Below are 15,128 nucleotides of genomic sequence, written 5' to 3'. Positions count from 1 at the left end.
AAGGAATAATAACACGCAATGGCACGCTTTGTATCGCATTTTGTTGCACACTATGTAGCACAAAACGGTACGTTAGAAATCAAACTAGCATCAAAATTCCCGCATAAGCGGTTGATATTGTTGCATAATTCACGCTGAATGGCTTGAAATTAATGGTACGGTCGGTTGGAGTTGAACCAACGACCTCAGGAGCCACAATCCTGCGCTCTAACCAACTGAGCTACGACCGCGTACCTTTGTGTCGGCTGCGTGACGCTCTGGCGTCGCCGACAGGGGGTCACATACGGAGAATCGATCCATATTGCAAGTGATTATAGCTCTATTTTTTGAGAAATTCCCAATTGCGGGATTCTATATCAAATCCGGCTGATAAAGGTCACGGGCTGGTAACCATTCCAGATGACCGGCTGTGCACAACCGGGTTATTGGCCTGGGCCTGTAAAATTACCTTTCCCGTATTAACTAATGAAATAGAAAATGCGGCCCATATCCAATGGCAATGTGGACCCGCGCCCATAAGAGGCTTATTAACAGGGCGTTAACAAGCACTGCGGGCGGTCGAAAGAACAGGTAAGGACTGGTATGTCAGGATCATACCCCTTCATCGATATTGCCGCGCTGGATTCTATCCGCGAGGGCTTTGCAAAGGGCGATGCGCAGCTCGTGCTGACGCACGACCTGTCGGCAGTGCTCTGGGTCAATGGTCCCGGCGCAAAGCTTTTCGGCTTTGATCGCGTGGAAGACATGATCGGCGGAAGCCTTGACCTGCCCATTGCCACGCGCCGGCAGATTGCTTCGTCCAACAGCAATGCGGAGGGTGAGACCCGGACCATTTCCATTCGCCTCGGCGGTGGCCTGCGTTCCGACCTGACCCGTTTCAACGTTTCGCATATCGCACTTCCCGATGGCGTGTCCGGCCTGCTGCTGACGGCCAATGGCGAAAACACCAAGGCCGAAGCCATCATTTCCGGTCTGAGCGATGAAACCACCCATGTGGCCCTGATCGACGCAAACAGCCGCGTGATTGCAGCGAGCCCGCGTTTTGCCGCGCTTGAAATTTCTTCCGCCACGCTGGAAGACCTCGTCATCGAAGCCGCAGACGCGGCTGACCGCATCGTCAAGCGCCGCATCCGCGCTGGAAGACATTCCGTACCGGGAGCGATTGCGCGGCTGACCGATACGCGCCCCATGCATCTCCTCTGCATTATCGGCGATGCGCCGGACGTCGTGCAGGCAGCGCCCGTTGCGCTGCCCGGCGAGGCCGAGGAGATACTCGAAGAGATGCTCCCCGAGCCTGCCGAGAGCGCGAACGTCGATATGGTCGAACAAGCTTCAGCCGATCAGCCGAAGCCCCGGAATTTCGTGTTCGATCAGGATGCACCTCCCGCGCGCTTCATCTGGAAGGTTGGACCGGATGGCGCATTCACCGAAGTGTCTCCGGATCTTGCGGCGACGATCGGGCCGAATGCAGCCGATGTCGTCGGACGCCGCTTTGCCGATGTCGCCAATGTCTTCGGCTTCGATCCGGATGGCAGCATTGCCGCCCTGCTCGACAAGCGCGATACATGGTCGGGAAAACGCCTGATGTGGCCGGTGGAAGGCACGGATCTGCGTGTGCCGGTGGAGCTTGCCGCCCTGCCCGTCTATTCCCGTGATCGGGAGTTCACCGGCTTTCGCGGCTTCGGCGTGGTCCGTCCGGCAGATGCGGAAAAGGACCCTGAAAAAATCGGTCTGGTGCTTGCAGGCGGAATTCCGCAAACGCGCAAGCCCGTCAGCGAGACCGTGGAAACGGTGACGCCTGTAGAAGACGACGACATTCTGGCGTTGAGCGAAGAAGTCGCCAACGACGACAGGCCTGTCGCCACGTTGCCCAAGCCGCCGCTCGATATTGCGCCGACGCCCGGCCGTCGCGAATCCGACAAAGTCATCAGCCTGCTGAACGCCTGCGCTCAGGAAAAAGTGGCGGCGGATCAGGCGCGCATCCTGAAGGAACGGGAGCGTGAAGAGCGCCCCGAAGGCGGTCTCACCAAAACTGAACGCAACGCTTTCCGCGAAATCGCCGACCGACTGCGCAAGCAGGGTCTCGCCAGTTCGCGGTCGACCAGCGAGGCGGGCGCGCTGTCGGAAGAGGCTGTTGCGGGCAGCCCGCAGCCGGTCGCCGTTGAAGAAGCGGCACTGCACATCCCCAGCCCGGCGCACGGCGATGAAACTGCCCTGCTGGCCAATCTGCCTGTGCCGGTCATCATCCATTCGGGCGATACGATCCACTACGTCAATCAGGCCCTGCTCGATTTGACCGGTTATGAATCGCTCGACGATATTCGCGGCGCGGGTGGCGTTGATGTGCTGTTCAACAGCGAAAGCGACGATGGCGAAACGCGGCAGGGCATGGTGCTGCGCCGCGCCGATGGCAGTGAAGAGCCTGTCGATGCGCACCTCAATGCCATTGCCTGGCGCGACGGCCGCGCACTCATGCTGAGCCTGATGCCGGTAGCAGCCCCCGCAGCACCCGCGCCGGTCGAAACCGCTGCCGCTCCGGTTGAAACGCCGGTGGCGATGGACAAGGATGAAGAAAAGCAAGCGCTGGCCGATCATGTCGAGGAACTGAAGACCATTCTCGACACGGCAACCGACGGCGTTGTCCTCATCGACCCGGAAGGCCGCATCCGCTCCATGAACCATTCGGCCTCGGCCCTGTTCGGCTATGACCGCGAGGAGACGGAAGGCAAGTTCTTCTCGATGCTGTTCGCCATTGAAAGCCAGCGCGCTGCGATGGACTATCTGCACGGTCTTTCCGGCAACGGAGTTCTGAGCGTCCTCAATGACGGACGCGAGGTGATTGGCCGCGAAGCCAAGGGCGGGTTTATTCCGCTGTTCATGACCATCGGCAAGCTGCCGCATACGCGTGGGTTCTGTGCCGTGCTGCGTGACATCACGCAATGGAAGCGCACCGAGGAAGAACTGACCAATGCACGCAAGGAGGCGGAGCGCGCCTCAAGCCAGAAGACGGAGTTTCTGGCACGCATCAGCCACGAAATCCGCACGCCGCTTAACGCGATCATCGGCTTTTCCGAACTGATGGCCGACGAGAAGTTCGGCCCTATCGGCAATGACCGCTATCGGGATTATCTGCGCGACATCAATCGTTCCGGCAACCATGTGCTGGCGCTGGTCAATGACCTGCTCGATATCTCGAAGATCGAAGCCGGCGCTCTCGACATGCAGTTTGAAGCGGTGTCGCTCAACGATGCCATCGCCGAAGCCATCGCGCTGATGCAGCCGCAGGCCAATCGCGAGCGCGTCATCATCCGCTCCAGCTTCCAGTCCAACCTGCCCGACATCGTTGCCGATACGCGTTCGATCAAGCAGGTCGCGCTGAACCTTCTGTCCAACGCGGTGCGCTTCACCGCGCCGGGCGGTCAGGTGATCGTGTCGACAAGCTACGAATTGAACGGCGATGTGGTGATGCGGGTGCGCGATACCGGCATCGGCATGACCAAATCCGAGGTGGAACAGGCACTGAAGCCTTTCCGGCAGGTCAACGCGCTGGAGCGGCGCAAGGCTGAAAGCTCCAAGGACTGGCGCAACGAAGGCACCGGCCTGGGCCTGCCGCTGACAAAAGCCATGGTGGAAGCAAATCGGGCGCAATTTGCCATCGATTCCACTCCGGGACATGGAACGGTGGTCGAGATCGCCTTCCCGCCGACCCGCGTTCTGGCGGACTGAGCCTCCTCAGCCCTTGCGCGGGCAAAAAAAAGCGCCGGACGAACCGGCGCTATCGGAATCTCAGAGACAAAAGGACACAAAAGCAATTCGCAACGGAGCACCGGAAACGGCAGCTCGATCATCACTCAGGTGTTGCCTTCCTTATCGCGTGAAGCCGGTTAACAAGGGCTTAAATTCCCCGTTTCGGGTTTACGCCTTGGTAGCCTCTGTAAAATCAGGGTTAATTTCCGCGCAGCAATTGATTAACCAACTGACATTTCCCGCCTGCTTCACCTGGCGAAACAAATCAGGGCGCGCTCTATCTCTTTGTTTTCGCCGCATTTATGCAGCATTCCATCTTTCCATTTGACTGAAAAATACTCTAGTTTACACCGTAACCTTGTTTCACTGATTGGATGGTTGATGCGCTGGCCCCGATTTACGCGCCTCATAATTGCGCTCGTCATTCTCTGCGCCGCGGCTGCAGCAACCTTGCTGGCTGTGGTGCCTTTCATCGTTTCCACCGATGCCATCCGTATCCGCGTTGCTCAGGAAATCAGTGCCTGGACTGGTTACAGCGTCGAACTCAAGCAGGCGCCCCGCCTGAAGGTTTTCCCTGTTTTGCGCGCCTCCCTGAACGGCGTGACGCTCAGCAAGCTCACCGATCAGGGCCAGAAGCCGCTCATGAGCGCGGATCGCATCGATGTCGAGCTTTCGCCGCTCGATGCCATCATGGGGCATATCTCGTTTTCCGAAACGCAGATCGTCCGCCCACATGTAAACCTCGACGGGCCGGTTTCGAATTTCTCGCAACTCCTTGACGCCATCGCCAATTCCAACGGGCGCCTTGGCACCGCTATCCGCGCGCAGCGCGCATTGCAGCAAAGCGGTTCCGGCGACAATGCGCTGGCCGCGCAGCAGGCCTCGCAGCCCTTTGGCCGCGTCGTGGTTCGCGACGGGACGATTGCCTTCAACCGGCCGGGCAGCGAGCCGGAAATCACCAGCGACGAGCAGATCACCAATGTCAGCGCAACATTGGAATGGCCGCGCACATCCAGCGCCGCGACGCTGAAGGGCAGCGCCAAATGGCGTGACGAGACTTCACAGTTCAGCCTGACCGCCGCGCAGGCACTGCCGCTGCTGGCAGGCGGCACATCGGATGTGACCGCGAGCCTCACCGCCAATCCGTTGAGCCTCACCTTTCAGGGCAAGGCAAATATTTCCAAGGATCGTTTTTTCGAAGGCGCGCTGACGGCAAAAACGCCCTCGCTCAGCGGCGCGGTGCGCTGGCTTAGCCTGCCGCCTATGGCGGGCAGTGCGGAGATCGGCGCGTTTTCGCTGGAATCCACCATCACCGCGACACCGAAACGGCTCAAATTTGCTGACGTGGAAATGACCGCCAACGACAGCCCGGCCAAGGGCGTGATCGAAATCGGTCTGGAGCAGGCACAACCGGCGGTGACCGGCACCCTGGCCTTCGACAAGCTGGACCTTCGCCGCCTGTTTTCGGCCTTCATTCCGCTTCCCGACAGCGCCGCGCGTTCGCCGAGCGAGCGCGACAATGCCGACCGGGAGCTGGTCGACACAAGCTTCATCGACCGCGCGGAGGTCGACCTTCGTCTTTCGGCTCAGAACGCCACGGCGGGGCCGGTCAACATGACGGGCGTGGCCGCTGCCGTGCAGATACGTGGTGGCCGTGCCATCTTCGATATCGGCGACGCCAAGGCCTTCAACGGCATCATGCAGGCCAATGTCCAGATCGTGCGCGACCTGAAAAGCGCGAGCGGCGAATTGCGCTTCAACGCTTCGGATATCGACAGCTCGCAGTTCTTCACCGCAATGGGCTTCGAGAAGCCTTTCGTGAGCGGCAAGGGAAATGTTTCCCTGTTCATGAAAGGCCCGGCCAATCGCTGGTCCGGCCTTTTGACCAATGCGCAGGGCAATGTTTCCATCCAGCTCAACAATGGCCAGATGCAGGGCTTTGCCGTGCAGGATTTTCTCTCCAAGGCGCAAAGCCAGCGTTTTTTCGCGCTTGAACGCAAGGAGAATGTTGCACTTGCCTTCAATCGTCTGGATGTGAAGGCCAATCTTTCCGACGGGGTGGCGACGCTGGAAAATGCGCGCCTCGACACATCCGACGGGACGCTGACACTGGCAGGCATCGTGCCTTTCGTGGATCGCAGCCTGGCGCTGAGCGGCGAGGTCGTCTTCCCCAACGGCCAGCCGCAACAACAGCAACAGGAAGGCGGCACCGACGGCCAGAACAGCCAGCCGCCTGCCGAAGCCCCGCCCGCAAAGCCGCCGCTCAATTTCTTTGTCGGCGGCTCGTGGGACAGGCCCTTCATCTCACCGTCCTCGCCGGGAATGGGGCAATAATCCGGTTCCTGCATGCGGGGCGCGCTTACGTCTTTCGGTGATGCGGGCCATCCGAAGGCCCGAATTGACCGAAGGACCCATGGCCCGCAAAGTCGGTTCCCTCACTAAAGCAGGGGATCGCGCTCGTGCCGATACATACCCAGCCGGGACGCTATCCCGAACTTGATGCGTTGCGCGGACTGGCAGCGACCGTCGTCCTGATGCGGCATTTCGTGAACATCTGGCCCTATGATGCCATGGGGCCATACTTTTTCATTCTGCTTCGATCCCCGCTGCGGTTCTTTTTTGCCGCTCATGAAGCAGTCCTGCTCTTCTTCCTGTTGAGCGGCTTCGTTCTCACGCTGCCTTTCATGAACCATGCGCCATCTTATCCAGCCTATCTTATCCGACGCACCTGCCGCATATATCTGCCCTATCTCGTTGCGCTTTCGCTCGCGCTTGTCGGCGCCCTGTTTCTGAACGGGCCGATCCCGCAGCTCAGCAACTGGTTCAACCTCACATGGACCACACCGGTGACGCCGCAAACGATCGCGCAGCATCTGCTGTTCATCGGCGCCTATCCCAATGGCGAAGTGAACACGGCTTTCTGGTCTCTGGTTTACGAGATGCGGATATCCATCATATTTCCGCTGCTCTTCGCCCTCACCATCGCATTACGGCCAACAACGGCCATTGTGGTTGCTTTCGGGCTTTCCATTCTCGCAAATGGCCTTCGATCCGATCCCTATACGGGCGGCTGGTGGATAACCGTGCATTTTGCCAGCTTCTTCCTGCTGGGCAGCCTGATGGCGCAGAACCTGCCTGCCATTCAAAGCTTCTACCGGCGGCTATCAAACCGGATGGCGATCGCGATCAATATCCTGGCTCTGATACTCGTCACCTATGGAGCCGGGCCGCCCATGCTCAAAAGCTGGCTCGGAGACCTGACGGACTGGGCGACGATCACAGGGCTGGTGTGGGTCATGTTGCTTGCGGTTTCCAGCGACACGTTGCGCCGCTTCCTGCTCCTGCCCCTGCCGCAATTTCTGGGCCGCATTTCCTACAGCCTCTATCTCGTCCATGCGACTGTGCTTTTTGCGCTCGTGCATGTGTTTTACGGGCATGTCGCGCTGATTGCGCTGCTGCCGGCCTATCTTGTCCTGAGCGTGGGCGTCGCTACGCTGATGCACCGCTATATCGAGTTGCCGACAATGGCTCGGGGCAAACTTCTCGCGGCGCGGTTTGCCTACTGACCGGAAACGGCCAGCAGGCAGCCACCATTACCCGAGGCGGAATGCCGCCTGCTCATCGCGGCGGCGCTGCACTTCGCGGCGCTTGTTGACGATGGATGCGACGATGACGCCGGTGGTGACCAGCGCGATCAGGATCGTACAGATCGCGTTGATTTCCGGTGTTACACCCCGCCGCATCTGGCTGTAGATTTTCATCGGCAAGGTGCTTGCGCTCGGGCCGGAGGCGAAGCTTGCAATCACCAGATCGTCGAGCGAAAGCGTGAAAGCCAGCATCCAGCCGGAAACCACGGCAGGAAGGATCACCGGTAACGTTACCTTCATGAAAGTCGTGACCGGCGGTGCGCCGAGGTCCATCGCCGCTTCCTCCAGCGAGCGGTCAAAGCTCACCAGGCGCGACTGCACGACGACTGCCACGAAACACATGGCAAAGGTGATATGGGCCAGAACAATCGTCCAGAAGCCGCGGTCGAAATTCATCGCCACGAACAACAGGAGCAGCGAAAGGCCGGTGATGACGTCCGGCATGACAAGCGGGGCATAGACCATGCCCGAAAACAGGATGCGTCCTCGAAAACGCGTATAGCGCGTCAGCGCCAGCGCGGCGAGCGTGCCGAGCACGGTTGCCACGGTCGCTGAAAGAAACGCGATGCGCAGCGTTATCCATGCTGCCGCCATCAGCGATTCATTATCCAGAAGCCCCCGATACCATTTGGTGGAAAAGCCGGCCCAGACAGTCACCAATTGCGATTCATTAAACGAAAAGATCACAAGGATAACGATCGGCAGATACAGGAATGCAAAGCCGAGCACGACTGACGCAATATTGAAACGTGACCAATTGCTATTCATGGTCTATTTCCCCTTTTCCTGCGCACGTGCCTGAACTTGCTGGAATATGACGATCGGAATGATCAGGATGACCAGAAGGACAACGGCCACCGCAGAGGCCACGGCCCAGTCACGGTTGGAGAAGAATTCGTTCCAGATCGTCTTGCCGATCATGAGCGTTTCCGAACCGCCCAGCACGTCCGGGATCACAAATTCGCCGATGGCAGGAATGAACACTAGGAAGCAGCCAGCCAGCACACCCGCAAGCGACAGCGGGAAGGTAGTTTTCCAGAAGGCGGAAAATGGTGTGCAGCCCAGATCCTGCGCCGCTTCGATCAGCGAATAGTCCATCTTTTCCAGCGACGAATAGATCGGGAGCACCATGAAAGGCAGATAGGAATAGACGATACCGATAAAGACCGCCGTATCCGTATTCAGAATAGTCAGCGGCGCATCGATAATATTCAGCCACATCAGAAACTGGTTGAGCAGTCCTTCCGGCTTCAAAATGCCGATCCACGCATAGACGCGGATCAGAAACGATGTCCAGAACGGCAGGATCACCATCATCAAAAGCGTCGGGCGGATCGTCGTCGGCGCACGCGCAATGCCGTAGGCCATCGGATAGGCCACCAGCAAAGTCAGGAAGGTTGAAATCGCCGCGATGCGGACACTCGACAGATAGGCCTTGTAATAGAGCGGATCGTCGAGCAGCCAGAGATAATTGTCGAAGGAGAGCTGTTTGATCTTCGCCCAGTTCGCGGCAAGCCCTTCAGCGATCCCAAAGGTTGGAACATAAGGCGGAATCGACATCGCGACCTGCGACAGCGAAATCTTGAAGACGATGAAGAACGGGACGAGGAAGAATACCAGCAGCCAGAGATAAGGCACCGCGATGACGAGACGGCTGGCAATGGAAGCAATCAGCTTCTGCATGGGGCAATCCTCACGCTGTGAGCACCAGACCGGCGTCGGTATCGAAGGAAACCCAGACGCGCTCGTCATAGGTCAGCGGATTTTCGGTCCTGCGCACGGCGTTGAGGCTTGCGGCCTTGATCGTGCGGCCATTGTCCAGCCGCACATGGAACACCGTCATGTCGCCGAAATAGGCGATATCCCAAAGCTCGCCTTCCACCGCGTTTATCGAAGCATCGTCCGGCTTTTCGCGCGTGATCCGCGTCTTTTCGGGACGCACCGCATACCAGACCTTCTGGCCCGGATCGAGTTCTTCGCGGGTTTCCGTCTGGATATGAAAGCCGAATTTTTCCGTGGCGATCTCAGCCTCGCCATTGGTGGCTTTCACCACCTCACCTTCAATGATGTTCACATTGCCGATGAAGTCGGCCACGAATTTGGAGCGCGGCGCTTCATAGACTTCCGCAGGCGTCGCCACCTGCTTGATGCGCCCCTTGTCCATGACCGCGATGCGGTCGGCCATGGTCATCGCCTCTTCCTGATCGTGGGTGACGACCATGAAGGTCATGCCGAGCTTGACCTGCAGATCCATCAGCTCGAACTGGGTCTGCTCGCGCAGCTTCTTGTCCAGCGCGCCAAGCGGTTCGTCCAGCAGCAGCACCTTCGGGCGCTTGGCGACAGAGCGGGCGAGCGCCACGCGCTGGCGCTGGCCGCCGGAAAGCTGATGCGGCTTGCGCTTGCCATATTGCTCAAGCTTCACGAGCTTCAGCATTTCGGCCACGCGCGCATCGATTTCCGATTTCGCCATGCCGTCCTGTTTCAGGCCGAAGGCGATATTCTTCTCGACCGTCATGTGGGGGAACAGCGCATAGGACTGGAACATCATGTTGACCGGGCGCTTGTAGGGCGGGATGCCGCGCATGTCCTGGCCGTCCAGCGTGATGCGGCCCGATGTCGGCTCCTCGAAGCCCGCCAGCATGCGCATCAGCGTGGTCTTGCCGCAGCCCGAAGCGCCAAGCAGCGCAAAGAACTCGCGATTGAAAACATTGAGCGACAGATCATCGACGGCGGTGAAGTCGCCGAAAATCTTCGTCACATTTTCAAAAGAAATGAAGGGCTTGGCCGCAGGGTCGTTCCAAGGCGCAAACTTGCGGCGAAAACTGCCAAAAGATTCCATTCCGTTCCCCTATAAGCCTGCCGGAACCTGCATGAATATGCTGTTACAAGATTGAAAGCGGCCCCCTGATAAACAGCGAGCCGCTCTTCACGATTTTACCGGGCCTGCCCTCGGCAGGTATTACTGGCCTGTGACGATCTTGGTCCAGGCGCGTGTCACCACGCGCTGGGTCTTGGTGTCGTAAGGCGTCGGCACGAAGAGTTTCTTCATGACATCCTCGGTCGGATAGATTTCCGGATCGTCAAGGATTTCCTTTTCGATGAACTCCTGCGAAGCCTTGTTGCCATTGGCATAGAACACATAGTTCGAAGCCTTGGCGGCCACTTCCGGGCGCATCATGTAGTTCATGAATTCAAGCGCTTCCGGCACATGCTTGGCGTCTGCCGGGATCGCCATCTGGTCGAACCACATCAGCGCGCCTTCCTTCGGGATCGAATAGCCGATCTCGACGCCCTGCTTTGCCTTTTCGGCACGGTCGCGGGCCTGGAAGATATCACCCGAATAGCCGACGGCCATGCAGATATCGCCATTGGCCAGCGCGTTGATATATTCGGACGAGTGGAACTTGCGAATGTTCGGGCGGATCTTCAGATAGAGATCCTGCGCCTTCTGCAAGTCGTCAGGCGACGGGGAATTCGGGTCGAGACCCAGATAGTTCAATGCCGGGCGCAGCATTTCGCTGGCGGAATCGAGCAGGTAGATGCCGCAATCCTTCAACTTGGCCGACTGTTCCGGATCGAAAAGAACGGCCCATGAATCGATGGTGTCGGTGCCGAGCGCTTCCTTGATCTTGGCCTTGTTGTAGCCGATGCCGGTCGTGCCCCACATGTAGTTCACGGAATATTCGTTGCCCGGATCGTAGGTTGCCGCGCGGTCGAAATTTCGTCCCACATGTTCTTGAGGTTCGGCAGCTTGTCCTTGTCGAGCTTCAGGAACACGCCTGCCGGAATCTGGCGGCCAAGGAATTCGCCCGACGGCACCACGAGGTCATAGCCGCTACCGCCTGCCAGAAGCTTCGTTTCCAGAATTTCGTTGGAGTCGTAAACGTCGTAGACGACCTTGATCCCGGTTTCCTTGGTGAAGTCCTTGAGGATGGTGTCGTCGATATAATCCGACCAGTTATAGATATTGACCACCCGCTCCTGTGCGCTCGCGGAAAATGTGGCAGCTGCGACAAGGCCCGTCACGACGGTCGTTGCCAGAAGGAAGGATTTAATCCCCATCATTTGCTCCAATCTGCACAATAAATTCCGGTGCAGGTTCAAGGTGGATATACGGTTTCTTTATTGCACTTTTTTAGATTGCGCCGCGTTCGTCAACAGGGTCGTGACAGGACGAACATAAAAATTGCATCGCAGCCCCCCGCCCCAACCGTAGGGCAAGGAGATTTGGGCTGTGCGGAGTCGAAAATGGTGGGGCTTGAGAACCGGAGCGGAGCGTAATTTGGGGTAGGTGAGCACCGAAAGCGAAAAGCCACGCCATTTGCAGGCCAGCAAAGCCGAAATATCGCGCCCTACTGGAAGTCGAAGGCAGAAAGCCCCGCCACCATCTCGTCCAGCCCGAGCGGTCGGGTCAGCGGCGGCTCGGCGCGGGTGATGCAGCCCTGTCTTTCGCACAGACGACAGGCAGGGCCGATCTCCGTATTGCCGGCCTTTGAAAGCGATGCGCCGTAGAGCGTGTCGGCGCCAGCTTCCAGCGCACAACCAAGCAGCAACGCAGTGCGGCGCGGACGCTCGCTGAACGCGCCCTGCGGCCCTTCCAGCGTGCGGGCAATTGTCAGAAAGGCCGAGCCGTCCGGCAGTTCCACCGGTTCGACCAGTACCTGGCCTGCCTGGGCGAAAGCCGCATAGACCGGCAGCTTGGGACATTGCCCGCCGAAGCGGGTCGGAAAACCTTCCGCACCCGCAACGCGCAGGCGGTTGCCCGCATGGTCGATCTCCATGACGAAGAAGGGCAGCGCACTTGCCCCCTGCCGCTGCAAACTGGTCAGCCGGTTTGCCGCCTGCTGGAACGAGACCCCGAAGCGCGTGCGCAGCACGTCAACATCGTAACGCGCCCGCACGGCTGCATCGCGAAACTGGCGGTAGGGCATCATCAAGGCCTGCGCCGCATAACGCGCCAGCTCGAACCGCGCGATGCGCTTCGCCTCGCCCGATGACAGCTTCAAGCCTTCCGTTTCAGCACCGATCACCACCTGCATGCGGACAAGTGCTGCCTCCATGGCGATTTCCTGCAACTGATCGAAGGGCGACAGGCGCTCGGAAATGAAAAGCCGCTGCGAATGCCGGTCATAACGCCTGCGCCAGTTCGGCATTGTGGCAACCGGCAGCGTGCGAACCGTAATGCCGTGCTCGCGGCGCAACCAATCCTTCAGGGCGCTCGATAAATCGCCGTCCGGTTTAAGCAGGGTATAGAAACTCTCTGCCTCCTCCTCGATGCGCGGATAATGATTGACCCGCCGCGCCATCACATCGCGCACTTCATCGAGCGGCAGACGTGTGGCGGAAAGTTCCGCCCCGCTTCCCTCATGCGACAGCAATTGCGACAGATCAGACAAGCGTTGCTGCTGCTCGCGATAGGCGCGGTAAAGCTTCATGATGCCGACGGCGGCATTGGGCGCCGCCTCGCCGATCTCCACCAGTTCCTGATCGCCCGGCAGTTCGCCGGTCAAAAGCGGATCAGAAAACACTTCCTTAAGGCCCGTGATCGTGGAGCCGCTTTCTGCCTGGAGACTGTCGAGGTCGAGCTTGTAGACGCTGGCAAGCTTTAAAAGAAGCTGCACCGTCAGCGGGCGCTGGTTGCGCTCGATCAGGTTCAGATAGGACGGCGAAATGCCGAGCGCCTCGGCCATCGCCGTCTGGGTCAAACCGCGTTCATTGCGGATGCGCCTGATGCGCGGCCCGGCAAATATCTTGCGCTCGCTCAACTCGACCCTCCCGATCTTTACAATTCATGACAAGATAGATGCAAAGATCGACTTTGACAATATTTACAATTTTACACCTCTCGTCAGTCAAAACACCGACAGCATTACCTCAACTATGCGGCGGTTTTGTCGGTTTTTCTGGTGGAAACCGAAACACAATTGTAAATCTGGTCACAGAAAGAGCGCAGGAAAATTGCTCTTCCCGAACCAATTCAAAGTGTGAGGAGACACCGAAATGACAGATTTTTACAGCCTTATTCCTTCGGCACCCAAGGGTCGCTTCGACGGCATCCAGCGTGCGCATACGGCCGAGGACGTAAAAAGGCTGCGCGGTTCGGTGGAGATCAAGTATTCGCTGGCTGAAATGGGTGCCAACCGTCTGTGGAAGCTGATCCATGAGGAAGATTTCGTCAATGCGCTCGGCGCGCTTTCCGGCAATCAGGCCATGCAGATGGTTCGCGCCGGTCTGAAGGCAATCTACCTCTCCGGCTGGCAGGTTGCAGCGGATGCCAACACGGCTTCGGCCATGTACCCCGACCAGTCGCTCTATCCGGCAAATGCCGCCCCTGAACTGGCCAAGCGCATCAACAAGACCTTGCAGCGCGCCGACCAGATCGAAACTGCCGAAGGCAAGGGACTTTCCGTCGACACGTGGTTCGCGCCCATCGTTGCCGATGCGGAAGCAGGCTTCGGCGGTCCGCTGAATGCATTCGAGATCATGAAGGCCTTCATCGAGGCAGGCGCCGCCGGTGTTCACTATGAAGACCAGCTCGCTTCGGAAAAGAAGTGCGGCCATCTTGGCGGCAAGGTCCTGATCCCGACGGCAGCGCATATCCGCAACCTCAACGCGGCGCGTCTGGCAGCGGACGTGATGGGAACGGCCACGCTGGTCATCGCCCGCACGGATGCGGAAGCCGCCAAGCTTCTGACTTCCGATATCGACGAGCGCGACCAGCCATTCGTCGATTACGATGCGGGCCGCACGGCGGAAGGCTTCTATCAGGTGAAGAACGGCATCGAGCCATGCATCGCCCGTGCGATTGCCTATGCGCCCTATTGCGATCTGATCTGGATGGAAACATCCAAGCCCGATCTCGAACAGGCCCGCCGCTTCGCCGAAGCCGTGCACAAGGCGCATCCGGGCAAGAAGCTGGCCTATAACTGCTCGCCGTCGTTCAACTGGAAGAAGAACCTCGACGACGCCACGATTGCCAAGTTTCAGCGCGAGCTGGGCGCGATGGGCTACAAGTTCCAGTTCATCACGCTGGCCGGTTTCCACCAGCTCAACTACGGCATGTTCGAACTGGCACGCGGTTACAAGGACCGGCAGATGGCAGCCTATTCCGAACTGCAGGAAGCGGAATTTGCAGCCGAAGCCAACGGCTACACCGCGACCAAGCACCAGCGCGAAGTCGGCACCGGCTATTTCGATGCCGTGTCGCTTGCAATCACCGGCGGTCAGTCTTCGACCACCGCCATGAAGGAATCGACTGAAACAGCACAGTTCAGACCGGCTGCTGAATAACAGCCCGGCGACAAACAGGAGGAAGTTCCATGAATTCGCCAGCACGCGTCAAGGAAAGAGCAGAAGAACAATCTTCAAGCATGACCACGGATCAGCAGACCGTTATCCGTATGCTCGCCAACGATCTGCATCGCCTTAACTACACCGTCATGAAGGCGGTCGAGGCAGGCGTTTCCGTGGAACTGGTCCGCTCGGCCCGTCATCATGGCGGCGACGGCAACTGGGGTGATCTCTTGCCCCCCTTCATCGTCACCCACGAGAAACGATGGCGCTCTCGACCATCTCCGTCGCTGCCATGCTCACCCATCTGGGTTTTGGCAGCGACACAATGTCCAAACGCGCGGTTGTCCGTAAAATTCGATGAAACGGACTTGATATACCACTCGCTTTATGGTCGGATTTCCTCAACTGACCTCCCCGGCTGGTCCTGCCAGTCGGGGCTTT

At 58.7% G+C, this 15,128-nt stretch carries 8 protein-coding genes, 1 tRNA gene and 2 pseudogenes; 5 read left to right on the top strand and 6 right to left on the bottom strand.

The annotated features are described in order from the left end of the window. Positions 1-153: 153 nt before the first annotated feature. Positions 154-230 (bottom strand) — tRNA-His (locus ACS5UA_RS19050). Positions 231-582: 352 nt separating this feature from the next. Here ACS5UA_RS19050 and pdhS point away from each other — a divergent pair. From pdhS to ACS5UA_RS19035, 3 genes are all read left to right on the top strand, one after another. Further along, positions 583-3,726, top strand: coding sequence for a cell-division control histidine kinase PdhS (gene pdhS, locus ACS5UA_RS19045; RefSeq protein ID WP_443101635.1), 3,144 nt, complete (start codon positions 583-585; stop codon positions 3,724-3,726). A gap of 402 nt (positions 3,727-4,128) precedes the next feature. Then, positions 4,129-6,081, top strand: a complete 1,953-nt coding sequence (locus tag ACS5UA_RS19040) for an AsmA family protein (protein WP_063620258.1) — start codon at positions 4,129-4,131, stop codon at positions 6,079-6,081. Between the two features lie 125 nt (positions 6,082-6,206). Continuing rightward, positions 6,207-7,313, top strand: a complete 1,107-nt coding sequence (locus tag ACS5UA_RS19035; protein ID WP_063620259.1) for an acyltransferase family protein — start codon at positions 6,207-6,209, stop codon at positions 7,311-7,313. A gap of 27 nt (positions 7,314-7,340) precedes the next feature. On the opposite strand, the gene ACS5UA_RS19030 is transcribed toward ACS5UA_RS19035, so the two are convergent. From ACS5UA_RS19030 to ACS5UA_RS19010, 5 genes and pseudogenes are all read right to left on the bottom strand, one after another. After that, positions 7,341-8,162 carry an ABC transporter permease gene (locus ACS5UA_RS19030; protein WP_025091033.1) on the bottom strand — a complete coding sequence of 274 codons (822 nt, stop codon included), beginning with the start codon at positions 8,160-8,162 and terminating at the stop codon, positions 7,341-7,343. 3 nt (positions 8,163-8,165) lie between these two features. Further along, positions 8,166-9,077, bottom strand: coding sequence for an ABC transporter permease subunit (locus ACS5UA_RS19025; protein ID WP_063620260.1), 912 nt, complete (start codon positions 9,075-9,077; stop codon positions 8,166-8,168). Positions 9,078-9,087: 10 nt separating this feature from the next. Beyond that, positions 9,088-10,233, bottom strand: coding sequence for an ABC transporter ATP-binding protein (locus ACS5UA_RS19020; RefSeq protein WP_063620261.1), 1,146 nt, complete (start codon positions 10,231-10,233; stop codon positions 9,088-9,090). A gap of 120 nt (positions 10,234-10,353) precedes the next feature. Then, positions 10,354-11,456: pseudogene (locus ACS5UA_RS19015) on the bottom strand (polyamine ABC transporter substrate-binding protein). Between the two features lie 290 nt (positions 11,457-11,746). Then, positions 11,747-13,159 carry a helix-turn-helix domain-containing protein gene (locus tag ACS5UA_RS19010; RefSeq protein WP_443101634.1) on the bottom strand — a complete coding sequence of 471 codons (1,413 nt, stop codon included), beginning with the start codon at positions 13,157-13,159 and terminating at the stop codon, positions 11,747-11,749. A 235-nt stretch (positions 13,160-13,394) separates the two neighbouring features. On the opposite strand from ACS5UA_RS19010, the gene aceA reads away from it, so the two are divergent. Then, positions 13,395-14,684, top strand: a complete 1,290-nt coding sequence (gene aceA / locus ACS5UA_RS19005) for an isocitrate lyase (protein WP_006469275.1) — start codon at positions 13,395-13,397, stop codon at positions 14,682-14,684. A gap of 29 nt (positions 14,685-14,713) precedes the next feature. Continuing rightward, positions 14,714-14,947, top strand: a pseudogene (locus ACS5UA_RS19000) (SMc00767 family acetate metabolism repressor); the annotation flags it as partial. Positions 14,948-15,128: the final 181 nt, after the last annotated feature.

Source organism: Brucella sp. RRSP16 (assembly GCF_052246815.1).
Classification (GTDB): Bacteria; Pseudomonadota; Alphaproteobacteria; order Rhizobiales; family Rhizobiaceae; genus Brucella; species Brucella intermedia.
The sequence above is the reverse complement of the archived record's forward strand: the minus strand, read 5'-3'. Positions and strand labels throughout refer to the sequence as shown.